Genomic DNA, 18,013 nt, shown 5'->3' with positions numbered 1-18,013 from the left:
AAAAAAGACGGCATCCGCCGTCTTGATCAATATTGATAGTCGCTGCCTTCGAAGAATTCGAACGTATAGTTGCCGATTCGGCACGTATCGCCGTCCTTCGCCCCGATTTTCCGCAACGCGGCATCGACGCCAAGGTTTCGCAAAATGCGGGCAAAACGCATAATCGCATCATACGAATTCAAATTCGTACGCCGCATTAGGCGCTCAATGCCTTCGCTCTCGACAACGAAGATTTCATCCTCACGGAATACGCGGAACGTAATCTCTTCGTTCTTCTCGAATTTGTACACCTTACGCTCAGCGAGATCGCTAACGTCTTCCAAGGATGGCTGGTCCGGAACCGTCTCCAGTACGTCAGCTGCCTTGTAGAGCAGATCCTGTACGCCTTGGCGCGTCAAGGATGACATCGGAATAATGTCATACTGGCGGTCGCCTGCTACTTCAGCAAGCTGCTGCTTGAACAGCTCCAACTGCTCATCAGCGCCAGGCATGTCCATCTTATTGGCAGCAATAATTTGCGGCCTTTCCGACAGCTTCTCGTTGTATTGCTTCAGCTCGGTGTTGATTTTGACCCAATCATCGAATGGATCGCGGCCTTCCGTCGCTGCCATATCGATAACGTGGATAATTACCCGCGTACGTTCAACATGCCGCAAAAATTCGTGGCCCAACCCAACGCCTTCGCTCGCGCCCTCGATTAGACCTGGCAAATCCGCCATGACGAAGTTCCGGTCATCCCCTACGTCTACAACACCCAAATTAGGCGTGATTGTCGTAAAGTGGTAGGCCCCGATCTTCGGCTTCGCTCCAGATACGACGGACAACAAGGTCGACTTGCCGACGCTTGGGAATCCAACGAGCCCTACATCCGCCATTACTTTCAGCTCGAGCACGACCCAACGCTCTTGGCCCTCTTCACCGTTCTCCGAAATGTCCGGTGCAGGATTGTTCGCCGTCGCAAATCTCATATTGCCACGTCCGCCGCGCCCGCCGCGCGCAATGATCACTTCTTGTCCGTGGCGCGTCATATCGGCAATAATCGCTTGCGAATCGTCGTCCACGATAACCGTGCCCGGCGGTATGCGTACGATCATATCTTCCGCGCCCGCGCCGTGCATGCCTTTAACTTTGCCACGCTCGCCTGGCTTCGCCTTAAAATGCTTCTGGTAACGGAAATCGACTAACGTACGCAAACCTTCATCCACGCGAAAAATAACGTTGCCCCCGCGTCCGCCGTCACCGCCAGCAGGCCCGCCGTCTGGCACGTAGAGCTCCCTGCGATAGGACACGATGCCATTGCCGCCGTCTCCGCCTTTTACAAAAATCTTCGCTTTATCTACAAACATGTTGATTTTGGCCTCCGTTCAACCGCGCAGTTCAGCCTTAAGCGGCAGCTCTGCAAGCGACTGCTCCGAACTGATCGGCTGCAGCGGCGAATTTTTCAGCCGCTGTTTTATTTTGTGCATTGAATCCTCAATGTCATTCCATTCCCCGTCATAGAAAAAAACGGCATGCAGTGACTTGTTATCCCGAGCCATCTGTAGTGTGAGCTTAGCCGGTTCTCCAGTGCTTTGCTTCATGCCGAACCGATAAACATTCATGATATCGATTAGCGTTTCGGCAACGCCGTTCTTATCGATCGGTATTTCTTCCATATCCAGTTCACCATCTATGACGACATGCAACTGCATCGAATGGGTCATCGTACGGAAGGACTGCAAGTACGTTACGAGCGAAGGCACGCCGAGCTTTGCGATACGGCTCTCTGCAATCATTCGCTCCCGAATACCCTCCACACACTGAACAGCCTTATCTTGCTTATTCATCCGAATATAGCCATACAACACTTGGAGGTCATTCATCCAGTCATGCCGATGATGATTAAGCGTTCGAATCGCCGAAGTCTGGAGTGCATGCCCAAGCCTAGCTTGCCTGTCCCGCTGCTCCTTGCGTTCCGAATGCACCCATAGCACAATCGTAATCGCCGACCAAACGACAAAAACGACAATTGGCCACCATGCTGTTCGCCATATGAACAAACAGGCTGCTGGCAGCAGCAACGATACCGATACGTAAAGTTTAGCCGAACCTACCCGTTTCATTCGCGAATATCCCACTTTCTATGTAGTGCGGTACATGCCAATTAATGCGGATGAACTGTTATCCTATTAAAAAACCCGGCCTATAACATCAGGCCGGGCACTAGATGAAGCGTTATTATTCAACTGCTGCAGCTACCGCTGCAACAGTAACTGGATAAACGCTAACTTTTTTGCGGTCGCGTCCCCAACGCTCGAACTTAACGACGCCTTCTACCAATGCGAACAACGTGTCATCTTTACCGATTCCAACGTTAGTGCCTGGGTGAATTTTCGTTCCGCGTTGACGGAAGAGGATGCTTCCTGCCGTTACCGTCTGACCGTCTGCGCGTTTAGCGCCGAGGCGTTTCGAGTGGCTGTCACGTCCGTTCTTCGTCGAGCCTACGCCCTTCTTGGAAGCGAATAACTGAAGATCTAATTTCAACATGGTGGTTTCCCTCCTTTATTCGACGAGTTGTTCTTGAATAGCAACGTACTTGCCGTACGATTGCCGAATCGTATCAATCATGACCGCCATGCCCTCAAGCAGCAGTTGTACCCGCTCGTCGATGGACGAATCGGGCTGCATCGGAATATCCGACTGCACCCATCCGTCCCGCATCGACGCCGGAAGCGTTACGCCTGCAACTGCTTCGATCGCATTCACTGTGCCCACGGTAACTGCAGAAACGCCTGCACAGACGATATCTCGTCCACGTTTCGCATAATCCGCATGTCCGGAGACCGCGAACGATACGATTCGCCGGTTAGCAGTGCTCCGCACCAATGTGACCGTAATCATCTCGTGAACCGATTACGCTTTGATGGATTCAATCGTCACTTTCGTGTACGGTTGACGGTGGCCTTGCTTACGACGGTAGTTTTTCTTCGCTTTGTATTTGTAAACGATGATTTTTTTACCGCGGCCTTGCTTCTCAACTTTAGCAGAAACCGATGCTCCGGCTACAACCGGCGTTCCTGCGACGAGAGCGTCGCCTTTGGATACGGCAAGAACGCGATCGAAAGTAATGCTTTCGCCTGCGCCAGCCTCGAGTTTCTCGATGAAAAGAACATCGCCCTCTTGGACTTTGTATTGCTTGCCGCCCGTTTCAATAATTGCGTACATGGATGGTGCACCTCCTTATAGTCGAAGACTCGCCTGAATCTAGGTGGCATGCGCCAAGCGCATTGCGCTTCTATACCCGATCGGAGCGGTACCTTGTGCGCATCGCGGTTCATGCCGCGAATATACACCCGAGTATTGTATCACGCCCACTTCATTTGTTCAACCCTTATCCGAACATTGAATGAATGCGGCCTTTATTCCGGCAATTGGGCAGATGCAGCTGCTCTTGCTTTCTTGCGCGTCATCTCCATCAGCCCGAGCCTTGTCCAGCCGACTACAGTGCATCTAATGCGGTCACGGCGCACAAGCTCCTCCATCCGCTGTGAAATGCGCTGCCGGTTCTTCTCTTCTTGCATGTCGATAAAATCAATTATAATAATGCCGCCTGTATCCCGAAGGCGCAGCAAGCGAGCAATCGCTTCCGCTGCCTCTGCATTCGTACGGTAAAGCGTGTCCTCCAGCTTGTCCGTTCCGGTATATTTGCCCGTGTTGACATCGATGACGGTCAACGCCTCAGTCTCGTCCCATACGATATAGCCGCCGCTGGCAAGCTGAATGATCCGGCTAAGCGCTAAATCCGTTTGCTGGTTGACGCCATAATAATCGAACAGCCCCGCTTGCCTTCCCATTGGATACAGCTTAACGTTCTTTTCGCTGCCTGGAACCATCTCGCGGACTAATGCAATGGTCTGTTCGTATACCTCTTCCGTGTCGACCCATATCTCGTCCATATCCGCAGTCAGCATGTCCCGCACGATCCGATAGACGAGCCCTGCCTCCCGATGCAGCTCAGCGGGCGCCTTGCGCTGCTTCGCATAATCAGAAATTTGGAGCCAGCGATCGCGCAGGAATGACAGGTCGTCTGTTAATGCAGCATCCGATACGCCTGCCGCTGCCGTTCGCAATATAACCCCTTCCTCACGAAGGCGCATTCGCTCGCCAAACAACCGGAGACGCTCCCGCTGCTTCTCATCTTCGATCTTGCGCGACACGCCAACATAGCCTGCGCTAGGCATATACACAAGCCATCTGCCCGGCAATGAAACATGCATCGTGACCCTCGCCCCTTTGGCTCCGCTTGCCTCCCGCATCACCTGGACGACAAGCTCTTGTCCAATCTTCAGCACATCGCGGATAGAGGGCCTTTCTTTATCCTTGCCCTTTCCTAGATTGACGCCTAGCACATCATCAATGTATAGGAAAGCATTTTTCGCTAATCCGATATCAAGGAACGCAGCCTGCATGCCGGGCAGCACATTGACCACTTTCCCACGATAAATATTGCCAAGAAGCGCACCAGGCTGCGAACGCCCAGGCTGTTCAGGATCCTGCCGTTCCGACGCATAGTCCGCCAGCACCCCATCCTCCAACACTGCTGCATGAACGCCGTCAACACGGCAATTGACCAGTAATTGTTTCATAAACGCTCACCTGCCGTCCCATGATCATTCAGGACGATTATAGCATGATCCGTTTACGGTTCAAACGATCAGCTCACCTATCACGCGATTAGGATTAGGAGACGTAAAGAAGCCATGCAGCAGTTCATACTCCGGCAATACGCCCAACAGCTCCCCACGCAAGGAAGTGACATAGATCAAGTGGACTTTATCGCGCAACAAAAGGCGCAGAACCGAATGTACAGCTTCTTCGGGATGGACGATGATGGGCGAAGCATTAGCGCCTCTGGCGATCCTGCGCTGGGCATAGCGATCCCGATTGACGAGAAACCGGATGAATAGAAACGGCAAGTGGCGCCGCTGCGTCATGTTCGTTGCGAGCAGGAACACTGCGATCGTAAGCAGATTCAGTTGAATATGGCCACCTGGCCATAGCTGGTAAGCGCATGCTGCCAATCCGAGCATTAGGCTGAGCACAATGCTAATGCCGACTGTCCAAGAAAGTGCCCGATGATAAGCCATCATTAAGCCCAGCAAGCACTGCAGCAGCTTCCCGCCATCTAAGGGGTGAATGGGCAGCAGATTGAACAACACAATCATCGCATTGGCCGAGATCAAATCCTGCGTCCACCCTGCATCCCATACGCCTGTCTGGCCTAGCCCCCAAGCGAGCAGCCCCATCCATACGTTCTGAAGCGGTCCCGCCAAAGCGACGATAGCTTCCTCGCGCGAAGGCATGCCCCCAGCTTCTTCAACCTCAGCAACGCCGCCGAACGGAAGCAGCTTGACCTCGCGTATCGTCCAGCCAAACGCGCGCGCTGCTACGACATGCCCAAGCTCATGCACGAATACAAGGGCGAAAAGCGTCAATAACTCAGCGAACCGTCCCGCCGCAACCGACAGCAACATCACGATCACGAACAGCGGATGAACGGACCATACGATGCCAAACGCTTTAATCAAGCGGAATCACGTCCGTCGGATCGACGTAACGCCCTTCTTGCTTAACTGCAAAATAAAGCAAGCTTGCCTCGCCTTCATCTGTTGTGCGCAGATGCCCGATGACGTCCCCCGCCTCTACCCAATCGTTCTTGTTGACCGTTGCGTCCCCAAGCAGGCCGTAATGTGTCTGCCTTCCTCCCGCGTGCTGAATGACGACGGTCTGGCCTTTGCCTGTGTCCGGCGCAATCAAAATAACTTGCCCTGTCTCTGCGGCTTCTACCGCTTCAGCGGATTGGCCAGCCAGCTCAATGCCGCTTAGCGATTCCGCAAACGACTTCACCAAAGAGGATTCTGGCAGCGGAGACACCACAGCCATCTCAGCCTGCGCACCTCCGCCGACCGTCTGAACTTCATCGCTATCGCCGAATAGCGGTATAAATACTGGCGAGCCCGCGAATGTGCGGGAATACCAGTCGGATACGCCTTTGAAATTAATTTCCGAGGTAAGCGCAGCTGTGACGAATGCCTGCCCCTTCACTGCCGGCCCTTCTTGCAGCTTAAACATCCCCCACACCGCACCAAATATAATAGCGCTAGCTACGAACTGCAGGCCGAGCAAACGCCATAATCTCGATCCGCTGCCGCCAGTATGCAAACGGACAGATGGATCCTGTGGCCCCTGCGGACCCGCTTCCCAGCCCAGCCACGGGGCGCCATTTGCTTTCCATAGCTTCTCCGGGTCCTGCCCGTAAAGCCCCATTGATCTCGGATCTTTGATGCCCACCCTTCTCGCAGGAGACGGTTGCGCAGGCGGCCACGCCTGAGATGGCTTCGAAGGCTGTGCCTGCCTAGGCTGGGACGATGCCGGCGATGGGTTGGATATAGGCTGTACAACAGCAGGCGGCGGCACGCTCGTCTGTTCAACTTGCGGATATGGCGGACGTTCCAAATATGGTTCTTCCCAAGACGGAATTGCTCGCCCTTGCTCAATAATGCGGCGAATCCGCTGCTGCTGCCTCTCGCGGATGCGATCATTCATCTTCATCGCCCTCCTTCACTTGTCCTATATGTATGACAGAGCTAGGACAACTATGAACAGAGTGAAGGCAAGCTGCCACACGATTATTTGGAAACGAAAGGCAGCCGAGGATGCTCTAACTGACGCATCTTCGGCTGCCTTTTGTTTATCTGTTTCCCAGTCCAATTAAGCATTCACGCGATTAACCGTTTCACCAGCCATATAGCTCTTCAAATTATGAACAGCTATATGCATCAAGCGTGCCCTCGCTTCTAAGGTAGCCCAGCCGATATGCGGCGTAATGATACAATTGCGCGCGGTAAGCAACGGGTTATCCGCATGCGGCGGCTCGGCCGTGAGAACATCTAAAGCCGCTCCCGCAATAGCGCCCGCATTCAGCGCTTCTGCAAGATCCGCCTCTACCACATGCCCCCCTCGCGCCGTGTTGATGAAGAAAGCCGATGGCTTCATTCGTGCAATCGAATCCTTGTTCACAAGCCCCTGCGTATCTGGCGTTAAAGGGCAATGCAGCGTAATAAAATCCGAATGCTCCAACAGCTCATCGAACGGAACGAATTGAACTTGCCCAAGCCCCTCTACCTGCTTCGCTGTGCGGGAATAGACCCTCACATGCAGCCCGAAGGCAAGCGCGGCCCGTGCCACTTGCTGGCCAATTTGCCCGAAACCAACAATCCCTATCGTCTTGCCAACTAACTCCACCAGCGGATAGCTAGTGAATGTAAAATCGGCGCTAGCGCTCCATTTTCCCGCCTGCACTTCATCGCTATGGCGCTGCACATGATGGCAATGCTCCAGCAAATAAGCAAAGACGAGTTGGACAACCGAAGCGGAACTATAGCCAGGAATATTCGTCACCACAATGCCACGCTCGGAAGCTGCCCTCGTATCAACGACGTTATAGCCCGTCGCAAGTACGCCAATGTATCGCAACGCAGGCAGTTCGGCCAGGACGGCTGCGTCAAGAGGCGTTTTGTTCGTCAAAAGCACATCCGCACCTTGCGCGCGCTCCAGCAATTGCTCACGCTCCGTACGCTCGTACACGGTCAAGCTGCCCAACTGCTCCAAAGGCACCCAGCTCAAATCGCCCGGGTTAAGCGTATATCCGTCCAGAACTACTATGTTCATGCTTAATCTCCTTCAATTGCCCTCATCACGCAAGGTTAAATAGATCATATAACGACAAGGCGACAATCCGGACAGCGGCGGAAACATCCGCCAGCTCGACATGCTCATCCGCCCGATGCCCGTTCGCTTCTGCTAATGTGCGGGGGCCTGCCCCGAACATCACGGCCGGAATGCCCGCTTCGTAAAAATGCCTCGCATCCGCGTATAGCGGCACGCCTTCAATTGGCAGCCTCTCCCCAAGGAGCTGGCTAGCATTATGCTGGAGTGCACCAATAAGCGGAGAGCTCTCTGGCACAGGGCCGAAGGGCAGCGCCAGCAAGATGCGGCGTATCTCTATCGTAACGCCTGGGTATTGCTCCGCAGCTTCTTCCAGCCGCTTAACCAGCTCCCGCTCCGCCTGTTCCGGCTGCTCTTCCGGTATAATGCGGCGGTCCAGCCGAATCGTACATCGATCCGGCACTACATTCGTATTAATGCCGCCGTTAATCAAGCCAACATTCAGCGTCGGCGATTGAATGCCGGTGATGTTCGATTGAATCGCTTGCAGCTCAGCGCGATGCGCATATAACATTTGGAGCAGCCCATTCATCGCTTCGATAGCGTCTGTGCCTGTGTCAGGGATGGCGGCATGCGCCGACTTGCCCTTAACCGTAACTTCCAAGTGCAAGCACCCGTTATGCGCATGGACGATCGAATGGGTAAACCCTGCACAAATCGCGTAATCCGGACGAATTTGCCCTTCCTGCAGCAGCCGCTGTGGACCGATCTCGCCTCCGGTTTCTTCATCAAAGGTAAATGCTAGCACGAGCTTCCCAGCACCTGCGGCACCGGTTTCGCGAAGCGCCATCGCTGCGAACGTATAGACCGCAATATCCGACTTGGACACCGCTGCGCCTCGTCCATAAAGTTTGCCTTCCACAATATCACCAGCATACGGATCATAGTGCCACCCTTCGCCTGGAGGCACGACGTCGCCATGCGCATTCAAGACAATGACTGGGCCGCAGCCATCGCCAACAAGGAGCTCTGCTACTATATTATCAGCAGATTGCATGCCCGCTGCGTGAATTGCTTCAGCGGGTATAGGCAGCCGCACCGGATCAAAGCCATGTTGGGCAAGGAGTGCAGCGGTTTCTGCGGCAATCGGCTTGCAATCGCCTAGCGGGTTGTCGGAAGGTACACGCACAAGCGATTGAATCATTGCATACAACCGCTCATCATTTTGGTCGAGCCAAGCCAATAGCTTTATTTTATCATCCATCAGCTATCTTGCCTCCTTGGTTGCCTATTAGCAAAAAGAGGCGTTGGCCGAATAGGCAATCCTCCCCCTTGCTTATCGCCGCGCCCAATCCCGCTAACTTCGTATACCGTCTGCCCCCTCACTAAGGTGCGGATGACGCGGCAGCCGAATGTTCTGCCCACATATGGGCTTTGGCGATGCCGATCCAATAGGTCCTCCTGCTTCAACGTGTACGCATGATTCAAGTCGACAAGCGCTAAGTCTGCGTCTAGCCCAACCTGTATCGACCCTTTGCGATCCGAAATTCCAAACCGCTGAGCTGGCGCTTCCGCAAGTATGCGGGCTGCTCTCTCAAGCGAAATTCCCCGCTTCAGGCAGCCTTCGCCAAGCACCAGCTCCATCGTGCTCTGCGCGCCAGATATGCCGCCCCAGATGTCAAAATAATTATCCCCTGCCTTCATCTCAGGCGGGCAAGGCGAATGGTCCGAGGACACCAGATTAATCGTGCCGTCTGCAATAAGCTCCCACATCCGTTCGAGATTAGACGTATCCCTTAGCGGAGGCGCACACTTGGCGATTGCTCCGAGCTGTACAAAATCATCAACCGTCAGCGTTAAATAATGCGCGCATGTTTCAATCGAGGCATCCACCCCAGAACGCCGCGCTTCCGCAATGTCCATGACAGCCTCAGCACTGCTGATATGGACGAAATGTACCGGACATCCGGTCATCTCAGCTGCTAACAGCGCACGCCTCACCGCTTCACGCTCCGCCCAAACGGGCCGCGACATCGCATAAGAACGGGCATCTACTCTGCCTTCTTGCCTCATTTCGCGAGCAAGGGCAGATACGATCGGCTCGCTCTCCGCATGAAGTGCAAGCAGCCGTCCAGTTGGCGCGATTCGCGCCATGCCTCTGAGCAGATGAAGATCATCGACCTCGCAAAAATCCCCTTCCTCGAACGAGCCCGGCGAGGACATAAATGCTTTGAAACCAATGACGCCTGCCGCTGCCAATGGCTCAATCTGATCCAGATAGCCCGGCATCAGCCCGCCCCAGAGGCCGTAATCGATACGCGACGCAGATTCAGCCAATGCCTGCTTCAGGCGCAACGCAGGGACCGACACGGTCGGTGGCCTTCCATTGAGCGGCATATCGAAAAAAGTTGTGCATCCGCCTGCAGCAAGGGCCAACGTCCCGGTGCGGAACCCTTCCCAGTGGCCAAGAGCAGGCTCATTGAGATGCACATGGACATCAATCGCACCTGGCATGACAGTCAATCCTGCCGCATCAATGATTTGGGCGTGGGTTGTGTCCAGGTGCTCCCCTATAGCCACGATTAAGCCGCCTGCAATGCCAATATCAAGCCGCTTCACCCCATCCGGAAGGACGGCATCCCCGCCTTTCACGACCCATTCGAGCTGTGCCATCATCGTATCAGCCTCCAAACTGTCCCTTGTTTGACTAAGGCCTCGTTCCTATTCGCCGTTGCATGTTTCAGCACAGGCAGCATTTTTGCTTGTAGCGTATGCCGGTTATGTTCCAATCACCATGTTAGTTATAGTCACATCATACAGCGAGAAATTGCGTATGTCATGCACTTCATTTCATAATTCCTAACAATTCATGTCAATGTCATGCATGCTGGTCGTACAATTCCCTAGCTGCTAGCACGGACCCGTAGTGGGACTCCGTCCATTTGTGCAGCATTCGCATCGGCTCAATCAAGCTCTCGCCAAGCGGCGTAAGCGAATATTCAACGCTCGGAGGAACCGTCGGATAAACCTCCCGATGCACAAGCCCGTCCCGCTCTAGCTGCCTTAAGGTTTGTGTCAACATTTTTTGGGTAACGCCTTCGACCTGTTTCTTCAAATAATGATACCGCTTCGCGCCCGTTTCCAGTTCATAAAAAACAAGCACCGTCCATTTATTCGATATAACTTCAAGCGCACGCCGGTAATGGCAAGGCGACTCATGCATGTCTGGCAAATGCCTCGACTCTTCCACGCTCTCAACTCCTAATAATAGGCTCGGACACCCTGCAATATGGAAACTACATCCTATTATATACAGGAAAGCCATGCCACGACAGCATTTTATCGATCAAAAAAACTCTCCTTCATCTGCTGACGAAAGGAGAGTTTGGCCGCTTACGTATCTAATTCGTACTTCTCTTGATGCACTTTAATGCTAAACACCAACCCAATACAAAGCATGTTAAGCAGCAAGGAAGTGCCGCCGTAGCTGACAAACGGAAGCGTAATTCCAGTAATCGGCATCAAGCCGATCATCATTCCGATATTCTCGAAAATCTGGAACACGAACATCGAGACAATCCCGATAATCATGAACGACCCCCGTTTGTCATAGCACTGGAAGGCGATTAGAATCATCCTATAAATCAATAAGAAGTATAGCAGCAGCAACACCGCTGAGCCTTGGAACCCGAACTCTTCCCCGACGACGACGAAGATGGAATCAGAATATGGATACGAAATGAACGCTTTATTTTTTGAATCGCCCTTTAAGTATCCATCGCCTGCCAGGCCGCCGGAACCAATAGCGATCTTTGCTTTGGTTGCTTGGTATACTTCCTTCTCAGACGCATTACCCGGGTTCATAAACCCGTTAATCCGTTGATACCAGTGCAGCTTCTCATGCTCGGTCAGGTACGTCTTGATTTGCGCATTGTACGTATTAAACAAAATGCCGAACACGAGAATAAAGCCGACAACAACCGACAATCCGACAAGCACATGCGTATATTTGACATTGCCGATCCAGAGCATGCCCAGCACGATAATCAAATAAATGATCGCGTTGCCAAGGTCAGGCTGCATCATAACGAGCAAGAACGGAATAAATGCATACAGCGCCACTGGCAATACATCATTCGTCAGCAGCAGCGGTTCTCCCTGCCGCCTTCCCATTAAGAAAGCAATCCCGATGATCAACACGATCTTAACCATCTCCGCAGGCTGGAACTGCAATCCGCCGAACTCAAACCAGCTTCGTGCACCGTTAATTTCTTTGGCTAAGAAAAAGACGAGCACTAGCGAAACAAGCCCGATCGCATACCAGATATACCAACCTTTGAGAAGCAAGCGATAATCGATCATGGACATAAGCAAAACGACGCCAAAGCCTATGCAATAAAAAATGACGGTCTTCGTATCATAAGAGGCATATCGTGGATCGTATGATGTAGCGCTGTGAACGATCATCGTACTAATGCACATAAACAGCAGCAACAACACGAGTATGCCCCAGTCTAGCTTTTTGAATTTATTAATCACACTAGCTTCATCCTATTCCGAGGAACTTGCGGAATCGTTTAAGCATGCCCGTCTTATCTTCAAGCGGCATCAGCGGGACCATGTCACCCAAAATGCGGCGAGCAATGTTGCGATAAGCAATTGCAGCACGCGATGAAGGATCCATGACGGTTGGCTCGCCTGCGTTCGCAGACTTAATGACCTTCTCGTCATCTGGCACGATGCCAAGCAGATCAATCGCGAGCACTTGGCACACCTCATCGATATCGAGCATATCGCCAGTCTTCAGCATGCTTGGCCGAATCCGGTTAATGACCAGCTTCGAAGCAACTTGCGTCTGTTCAAGCAGTCCGATAACACGGTCTGCATCGCGAACCGCCGCATTTTCCGGCGTCGTAACGACAATTGCCCGATCCGCGCCAGCAACTGCATTACGGAAGCCTTGTTCAATCCCTGCTGGACAATCGATAATAACAAAATCAAAATCCTTCTTTAATTCAAGAATCATGTCACGCACCTGATCTGGCGAGACATCATGCTTATCTTTCGTCTGCGCAGCCGGCAGCATGTACAATTCTTCGAACCGCTTATCTTTCACGAGCGCTTGCTGCAGCCGGCAGCGCCCCTCTGCAACGTCGACTAGGTCATAAACAATACGGTTCTCAAGTCCCATGACGACATCCAGATTGCGCAATCCGATATCCGTATCGACCATGCATACTTTTTTGCCGAGCAGTGCAAGTGCCGTGCCCAAATTCGCAGACGTCGTCGTCTTGCCGACGCCTCCTTTTCCTGAAGTTACGACTATCGCATCTCCCATGATCTACACTCCTTTATACACGATCGGTTCTTTACGCATTCGGAACAATTGGGTCGTCTTGTCGACTTGCATTACGCCTTCTTGCAAAAATGCATATTCCATGGCAGCATCTCCAGTCATCCATTCCTCTGGAGGCCTGCTTATCACTTCAGCAATACGCAGCTGTGTCGGGCGCAACAAGGAGGACGCGATAATCGCATCTGCATTCCCTTCTGCTCCAGCATGCGCCATGCCAGCCAGTGTTCCCATGACGTAAATATCCCCTGTGCATATAATGGATCCGCCAGGATGCAAATCACCAAGCAGAAGCAAGCTTCCATCATGCGTGATCACCTGACCGGATCGAATAATGCCTGACATGACTTTCATCTCTTGCTTGTTGCTGTTGGCTGCTGATTCCTGCTCGGCTTCGCTTTGAATGGATTGCACGAGCAAGTTGCCCCTCTGGCGCAACACCGATTTAATCCGATCCTTCTCATCCTCAGTCGTTTCACGGCTGCCTAATTTGACATGAACGTGAATTAGCGGTCCTGAAAGCAGCTGTTGATGCGTTTTTTCCAGCTTATAGTGCAACTCATCGAGCAAAGCCGAAAATTCGCAGCGATCATCGAGAAGGAACACGAGACCTTCTTTAACGCCCTTAATCGTAATATGCTGTTTCTCGGTCAACGAACGTCCCTCCTCCAATCTACTCTTTCTTTTCGACATGCCTCGAATCCTGCCGAACGCGCTTATTCTTCTTCATTTTCCGATTTTGCGGCATAGCCCGAACGGTCTACCCACCGACGGACCGGCACGTAAACAACCAAGGCAAATCCTAATTGCAGAAACGTACTGAGCAAAATATGATCAACCATCGCATAACTATAGGTTTCGCGAGTAAAACGGAATACGAGATAGACGCCGTAAATAACGGACTCATAGACGAGGCAGCATACCGTGACGACTAACAACGCACTCATCATCGTCACCCGTTTCTTGTCTAGCAGCAGGCCTGTCAAATACCCAAGCAGCCCCATCGAGAACGAATGAATGCCAAGCAAATGGCCGTAATAGGCAATATCCTGCAGCAAACCAAAAACAAGCCCGAGCACGAGCGCTTTATGGCGCCCGCCATACATCGCGGTATACAACACAATAACGAATGTGAAATGGGGAATAAGCCTTCCCGTGAGCTGCTCAGGCATGAACCACGGCACAAGCGTACCCTCGATTAAGAAAAGAACGAACATCAAAACGACCAGTCGCCCGGTCGTCATGGCGTTTCATCCCCTGTCTCTGACATCTTCACGACGAAGAGCTCCGTTGGGCGGTCAAAATCGGCTAACGGCTTAACGGAAGCCACTTTCGTCAGCCCAAAATCACCTGCTTGCGGCGGTGTTTCAACCGTGCCAATTACAAGGCCGCTCGGGAACACGTTGCCTAAGCCAGATGTGATGACCGTATCGCCGACCATCATAGGATCCTTCTCAGGAATACGGCTCATAATGAGCCTTCCTGATTCCTTATCGTAAGTACTAATAATGCCGAATGACTCAAGCTCGCGGCCAAGCACCGTTACGGAAATCGATTTGGAGCTCGGCGACTTCTCATCAAGGGAAGTAATCGGCTGCACGCTGGAGGAGAATGCCGACACCTTATCGACAATGCCTACCAACCCATCTTCCGAAACAACCGCCATGTCTTTCTTAATCCCATTCTCAGACCCAAGATTAATGCGAATCGTCGGGTTGTACGGATCAGGGCTTATTGCTACAACTTGCGCAATTAAGTATTCATAATCATTCAGTTTTTTTTGCCGTTCTGTAAACTTTAGTTTTTCCTGCAGCCGTACATTTTCTTGCTCAATCCTATTGTACTTAATCTTGTCACGCGTATAAGCCGCTGCCATCGTACGGAGGTTCTCATTCTCTTCATGCAGGGATCGGATGCTGCCAATATCCTCAAACAAGCCCGCTATATAGCCAGCGGGCTTGTAAAACCATTGCTGTACGTAGGCGACGGAATCATTGACGAACTTTTCGGGTGCCGACAGCTTCCTGTCGTTAAGCGAAAATCCGAGCACTGCGATGAACAAGATCAATCCGATCATGAGGACGAACAGCCGTTTGTTTCTCATCAGATTAAACAGTTCAATCACCGCCCATTGGTTAACTAATTCGTAAGAAAAACCGTCCGTTGCCTAGCGCTTCGAGCGGGAAGACGACGATTTGTTCTTAAATAGATGAATGTTGTCGAGCGCACGCCCTGTGCCGATCGCAACACAATCGAGCGGATTCTCCGCAACGATAACAGGCATTCCTGTCTCACGAGCCAGCAGCTTGTCCAAGCTGTGAAGCAGCGCGCCGCCGCCCGTTAATACAATGCCGCGGTCCATAATGTCAGCAGACAGCTCAGGCGGGCATTTTTCCAGCGTAATCTTAACTGCGTCCACGATCGAATTAACCGTATCCGTGAGCGCCTCTCTCATTTCTTCGGATGTAATGGAGAGTGTCTTCGGCAAGCCGCTCACAAGATCGCGCCCGCGAATTTCGATTGATTCCGTACGGTCGAACGGCATCGCCGAACCGATCTCCATTTTTAGCTGCTCAGCTGTCCGCTCGCCAATCATGAGATTGTATACGCGTTTGATATACTGGATAATCGCCTCATCCATCTCATCACCCGCAACACGAATGGAACGGCTTGTCACGATGCCGCCGAGCGAGATAACAGCAACCTCTGTCGTACCGCCGCCGATATCAACGACCATGCTGCCTGTCGGCTCCCACACTGGAAGATCAGCGCCGATTGCTGCTGCGAACGGCTCTTCAATCGTGTACGCCTCACGCGCACCCGCTTGTTTCGTCGCGTCTTCCACCGCACGCTTCTCCACGGCCGTAATGCCCGAAGGCACGCATACCATGACGTTCGGATGGCGCGGGAACAACGCACGCTGCTTTTGCGCTTGGCGAATAAAGTATTTAATCATTGTAGCGGTTGTTTCGAAATCTGCAATAACGCCATCCTTCATTGGGCGAATCGCCCGAATGTTGCCTGGTGTTCTGCCGATCATTTTCTTCGCATGCTCGCCTACCGCTTCAATTGTCTTCGTATCAGTACGTAAGGCCACCACAGATGGCTCCCTAACGACAATTCCTTTGCCTCGCACATAGACTAGGGTGTTCGCAGTTCCTAAGTCGATCCCTAAATCTTTCGATCCTCCAAACATGTTTGTAAAGCTCCCTTCTCTTCATAACACAATCCTACATATTATATTACAACAAGCCATGCTCCTTCAAACTAACAAACTTTCCATCTCCAATGATAAGATGGTCCAAAACTTCAATTCCAATTAGGTCTCCCACTTCCGATAAACGCTTCGTTAGCGTTATATCCTCCGGGCTGGGCGTTGGATCCCCACTAGGATGGTTATGGGCACAGATAATCGAAGCGCTGCTGCGTTTAATCGCCTCACGAAACACTTCGCGCGGATGGACCAGGGAAGCATTCAACGTTCCGACAGACAGCAATTCCTTCGCAACCACTTGATTTTTCGTATTCAGAAACAGGCACATAAAATGCTCTTTGGACTGATAGCGAAGCTCATCCATGATAAGTTCTGCTGCATCTTGGGGACGTTTAATAACCGGCCGGTCTCCGAACCGGGAAGCGGCGATCCGCCGTCCAAGCTCAATTCCCGCTTTCAATTGTAACGCCTTAGCAGGCCCAACACCATGAAGCTCCATTAGCTGCTCTAAGCTGAAATCAACCAGATTGCGAAGCCCACCGCACTCATGGAGCAAGCGTGACGCCAACTCCACGACCGATTCCCGGCTTGTGCCGGTACGCAGCAAGATCGCCAACAATTCCGAATGACTGAGCGCTTCAGCCCCATGTGCCATCATGCGTTCTCTAGGTCGTTCTTCATGGGGGACATCGCGCATCAATTGCGCCCTTAACTCCATGTCCCAACCTGCCTTCTTATCAATATACGTCTATGCCGTACCCAGCCAGCATGTCCGACAACAAGGACAACGGCAATCCAACGACGTTAAAATAGCAGCCTTCAATTCGTTCCACATTCGTTGCGCCAAGCCCCTGAATGCCATAGCTGCCTGCCTTATCCATCGGCTCGCCGGTCTCTACATATCTTGTAATCCGCTCGGCTGACAGCTGCTTCATCCATACTTGCGTCCGCTGATGCTGTACCGAGCGGCTTCCCGTTACCGAATCGACGAGCGCCACGCCAGTATACACCTCATGTGCACGGCCCTGAAGCCGGCTTAAAGCAGCAATTGCGTCCTGTTTATCGACAGGCTTGCCGAGCACTTCGCCATCCAATACTACGATCGTATCGGCACCAATGACGAGCGATGAGCTGCTTGCAGAACCAGCTGAAGCCACCTCCCTCTGAAGCGCTTCAATGGCAGCTTCCGCTTTGCGAAGCGCCAAATTTTCCACAACCTGAGCAGCCGGCCATGTAGAGGGCACAGACTCATCCGCATCCGTAGACAAAATACGAACCGGCAAGGAAAGGTCGAGAGATGCGACCAGTTCCTGCCGGCGCGGAGACGATGAGGCCAGCACGAGCTGGCTTATATGATTGGTTTCGGAACGAATTCCGTTATGGGCCACAGTAAGGCACTTCCTCTCTTGACTTGCTTGCAGCGCCGCTGCCATCTTAGGTTAGAGCTTGCGATACAGCCAGATTGCCGCAATTACCCCAAGTATGCTAAGCAAGCTAAGCTCCAGCCTGATCGTCAGATCGTAGCTGAATACATATAAATCCGCATCAGGCGACCAGGTAATCTTCGAAGTATTCGTGAGAAAAGAAAGGCCTGATACCTTTTTGAGCCATTTTGCTACGAGTGCTCCCGATAGTAAGCCGAGCACGATAAATAGAAGGAGCGTCCAGCCATTCTTCTTCATCCTTCAACGCCTCTCGCCATGAATTGACACCTATGGACATTATAAGCGGTATCCAAA

21 protein-coding genes are annotated in these 18,013 nt (G+C 52.3%); all 21 read right to left on the bottom strand.

Going from position 1 to position 18,013, the window contains the following annotated elements; genetic code table 11:
* Nucleotides 1–26: 26 nt before the first annotated feature.
* Nucleotides 27–1,346 carry a GTPase ObgE gene (gene obgE, locus GON22_RS11695; protein ID WP_160396276.1) on the bottom strand — a complete coding sequence of 440 codons (1,320 nt, stop codon included), beginning with the start codon at nucleotides 1,344–1,346 and terminating at the stop codon, nucleotides 27–29.
* Between the two features lie 18 nt (nucleotides 1,347–1,364).
* The gene (locus tag GON22_RS11690; RefSeq protein WP_160396275.1) at nucleotides 1,365–2,102 is read right to left on the bottom strand and encodes a Spo0B domain-containing protein; all 738 of its coding nucleotides are present in this window, start codon (nucleotides 2,100–2,102) and stop codon (nucleotides 1,365–1,367) included.
* Between the two features lie 115 nt (nucleotides 2,103–2,217).
* A complete protein-coding gene (gene rpmA / locus GON22_RS11685; protein WP_160396274.1) occupies nucleotides 2,218–2,526 on the bottom strand; it encodes a 50S ribosomal protein L27 in 309 nt (102 codons plus the stop codon).
* 15 nt (nucleotides 2,527–2,541) lie between these two features.
* Complete coding sequence (locus GON22_RS11680) at nucleotides 2,542–2,880, bottom strand: ribosomal-processing cysteine protease Prp (RefSeq protein ID WP_160396273.1); 339 nt, start codon at nucleotides 2,878–2,880, stop codon at nucleotides 2,542–2,544.
* Between the two features lie 12 nt (nucleotides 2,881–2,892).
* Nucleotides 2,893–3,204, bottom strand: coding sequence for a 50S ribosomal protein L21 (gene rplU / locus GON22_RS11675; protein ID WP_006039836.1), 312 nt, complete (start codon nucleotides 3,202–3,204; stop codon nucleotides 2,893–2,895).
* Between the two features lie 194 nt (nucleotides 3,205–3,398).
* A complete protein-coding gene (locus tag GON22_RS11670) occupies nucleotides 3,399–4,625 on the bottom strand; it encodes an Rne/Rng family ribonuclease (protein ID WP_160396272.1) in 1,227 nt (408 codons plus the stop codon).
* Between the two features lie 60 nt (nucleotides 4,626–4,685).
* Nucleotides 4,686–5,567, bottom strand: a complete 882-nt coding sequence (locus GON22_RS11665; RefSeq protein WP_160396271.1) for a M50 family metallopeptidase — start codon at nucleotides 5,565–5,567, stop codon at nucleotides 4,686–4,688.
* On the bottom strand, nucleotides 5,560–6,585 hold the full coding sequence (locus tag GON22_RS11660; RefSeq protein WP_160396270.1) for a M23 family metallopeptidase: 1,026 nt from the start codon (nucleotides 6,583–6,585) through the stop codon (nucleotides 5,560–5,562). The genes GON22_RS11665 and GON22_RS11660 overlap by 8 nt, the downstream gene beginning before the upstream one ends.
* Before the next feature lie 165 nt (nucleotides 6,586–6,750).
* Entirely contained in the window at nucleotides 6,751–7,710 is a 960-nt protein-coding gene (locus tag GON22_RS11655) for a D-2-hydroxyacid dehydrogenase (RefSeq protein ID WP_160396269.1), read from the bottom strand.
* 25 nt (nucleotides 7,711–7,735) lie between these two features.
* Nucleotides 7,736–8,971, bottom strand: coding sequence for an ArgE/DapE family deacylase (locus GON22_RS11650; RefSeq protein ID WP_237179117.1), 1,236 nt, complete (start codon nucleotides 8,969–8,971; stop codon nucleotides 7,736–7,738).
* Nucleotides 8,971–10,383, bottom strand: coding sequence for an allantoinase AllB (gene allB, locus GON22_RS11645; protein ID WP_237179116.1), 1,413 nt, complete (start codon nucleotides 10,381–10,383; stop codon nucleotides 8,971–8,973). Before allB ends, GON22_RS11650 begins: the two co-directional genes overlap by 1 nt.
* Before the next feature lie 202 nt (nucleotides 10,384–10,585).
* Nucleotides 10,586–10,930 (bottom strand): winged helix-turn-helix transcriptional regulator, encoded by a 345-nt coding sequence (locus tag GON22_RS11640; RefSeq protein WP_160396311.1) that lies wholly within the window; start codon nucleotides 10,928–10,930, stop codon nucleotides 10,586–10,588.
* 170 nt (nucleotides 10,931–11,100) lie between these two features.
* On the bottom strand, nucleotides 11,101–12,246 hold the full coding sequence (locus tag GON22_RS11635; RefSeq protein WP_160396268.1) for an FtsW/RodA/SpoVE family cell cycle protein: 1,146 nt from the start codon (nucleotides 12,244–12,246) through the stop codon (nucleotides 11,101–11,103).
* Nucleotides 12,247–12,253: 7 nt separating this feature from the next.
* Nucleotides 12,254–13,045, bottom strand: coding sequence for a septum site-determining protein MinD (minD, locus tag GON22_RS11630; RefSeq protein WP_160396267.1), 792 nt, complete (start codon nucleotides 13,043–13,045; stop codon nucleotides 12,254–12,256).
* Nucleotides 13,046–13,048: 3 nt separating this feature from the next.
* Nucleotides 13,049–13,714: a septum site-determining protein MinC gene (locus GON22_RS11625; protein WP_237179115.1), complete on the bottom strand. Its 666-nt coding sequence runs from the start codon at nucleotides 13,712–13,714 to the stop codon at nucleotides 13,049–13,051.
* Between the two features lie 62 nt (nucleotides 13,715–13,776).
* Nucleotides 13,777–14,304 (bottom strand): rod shape-determining protein MreD, encoded by a 528-nt coding sequence (gene mreD / locus GON22_RS11620; RefSeq protein WP_160396265.1) that lies wholly within the window; start codon nucleotides 14,302–14,304, stop codon nucleotides 13,777–13,779.
* A complete protein-coding gene (mreC, locus tag GON22_RS11615; RefSeq protein ID WP_202113199.1) occupies nucleotides 14,301–15,164 on the bottom strand; it encodes a rod shape-determining protein MreC in 864 nt (287 codons plus the stop codon). Before mreC ends, mreD begins: the two co-directional genes overlap by 4 nt.
* A gap of 63 nt (nucleotides 15,165–15,227) precedes the next feature.
* Complete coding sequence (locus GON22_RS11610; protein WP_160396263.1) at nucleotides 15,228–16,256, bottom strand: rod shape-determining protein; 1,029 nt, start codon at nucleotides 16,254–16,256, stop codon at nucleotides 15,228–15,230.
* Between the two features lie 46 nt (nucleotides 16,257–16,302).
* On the bottom strand, nucleotides 16,303–16,992 hold the full coding sequence (radC, locus tag GON22_RS11605) for a RadC family protein (protein ID WP_160396262.1): 690 nt from the start codon (nucleotides 16,990–16,992) through the stop codon (nucleotides 16,303–16,305).
* Nucleotides 16,993–17,011: 19 nt separating this feature from the next.
* Nucleotides 17,012–17,662, bottom strand: a complete 651-nt coding sequence (locus GON22_RS11600) for a Maf family protein (protein ID WP_336604293.1) — start codon at nucleotides 17,660–17,662, stop codon at nucleotides 17,012–17,014.
* Nucleotides 17,663–17,713: 51 nt separating this feature from the next.
* Nucleotides 17,714–17,956, bottom strand: coding sequence for a DUF4321 domain-containing protein (locus GON22_RS11595; protein ID WP_160396260.1), 243 nt, complete (start codon nucleotides 17,954–17,956; stop codon nucleotides 17,714–17,716).
* Nucleotides 17,957–18,013 lie beyond the last annotated feature (57 nt).

Source organism: Paenibacillus sp. MMS18-CY102, assembly GCF_009789195.1.
Classification (GTDB): Bacteria; Bacillota; Bacilli; order Paenibacillales; family Paenibacillaceae; genus Paenibacillus_T.
This window is presented reverse-complemented; position numbering and strand designations above follow the sequence as displayed.

What these genes read in the sequence shown, in the direction of transcription:
- GON22_RS11650 (WP_237179117.1), bottom strand. Translation starts at nt 8,971, where the DNA reads ATGGATGATAAAATAAAGCTATTGGCTTGGCTCGACCAAAATGATGAG.
- GON22_RS11670 (WP_160396272.1), bottom strand. Translation starts at nt 4,625, where the DNA reads ATGAAACAATTACTGGTCAATTGCCGTGTTGACGGCGTTCATGCAGCA.
- rplU (WP_006039836.1), bottom strand. Translation starts at nt 3,204, where the DNA reads ATGTACGCAATTATTGAAACGGGCGGCAAGCAATACAAAGTCCAAGAG.
- mreC (WP_202113199.1), bottom strand. Translation starts at nt 15,164, where the DNA reads ATGAGAAACAAACGGCTGTTCGTCCTCATGATCGGATTGATCTTGTTC.
- GON22_RS11690 (WP_160396275.1), bottom strand. Translation starts at nt 2,102, where the DNA reads ATGAAACGGGTAGGTTCGGCTAAACTTTACGTATCGGTATCGTTGCTG.
- allB (WP_237179116.1), bottom strand. Translation starts at nt 10,383, where the DNA reads ATGATGGCACAGCTCGAATGGGTCGTGAAAGGCGGGGATGCCGTCCTT.
- obgE (WP_160396276.1), bottom strand. Translation starts at nt 1,346, where the DNA reads ATGTTTGTAGATAAAGCGAAGATTTTTGTAAAAGGCGGAGACGGCGGC.
- GON22_RS11680 (WP_160396273.1), bottom strand. Translation starts at nt 2,880, where the DNA reads ATGATTACGGTCACATTGGTGCGGAGCACTGCTAACCGGCGAATCGTA.
- GON22_RS11660 (WP_160396270.1), bottom strand. Translation starts at nt 6,585, where the DNA reads ATGAATGATCGCATCCGCGAGAGGCAGCAGCAGCGGATTCGCCGCATT.
- GON22_RS11595 (WP_160396260.1), bottom strand. Translation starts at nt 17,956, where the DNA reads ATGAAGAAGAATGGCTGGACGCTCCTTCTATTTATCGTGCTCGGCTTA.
- mreD (WP_160396265.1), bottom strand. Translation starts at nt 14,304, where the DNA reads ATGACGACCGGGCGACTGGTCGTTTTGATGTTCGTTCTTTTCTTAATC.
- GON22_RS11610 (WP_160396263.1), bottom strand. Translation starts at nt 16,256, where the DNA reads ATGTTTGGAGGATCGAAAGATTTAGGGATCGACTTAGGAACTGCGAAC.
- GON22_RS11655 (WP_160396269.1), bottom strand. Translation starts at nt 7,710, where the DNA reads ATGAACATAGTAGTTCTGGACGGATATACGCTTAACCCGGGCGATTTG.
- radC (WP_160396262.1), bottom strand. Translation starts at nt 16,992, where the DNA reads ATGGAGTTAAGGGCGCAATTGATGCGCGATGTCCCCCATGAAGAACGA.
- rpmA (WP_160396274.1), bottom strand. Translation starts at nt 2,526, where the DNA reads ATGTTGAAATTAGATCTTCAGTTATTCGCTTCCAAGAAGGGCGTAGGC.
- minD (WP_160396267.1), bottom strand. Translation starts at nt 13,045, where the DNA reads ATGGGAGATGCGATAGTCGTAACTTCAGGAAAAGGAGGCGTCGGCAAG.
- GON22_RS11640 (WP_160396311.1), bottom strand. Translation starts at nt 10,930, where the DNA reads ATGCATGAGTCGCCTTGCCATTACCGGCGTGCGCTTGAAGTTATATCG.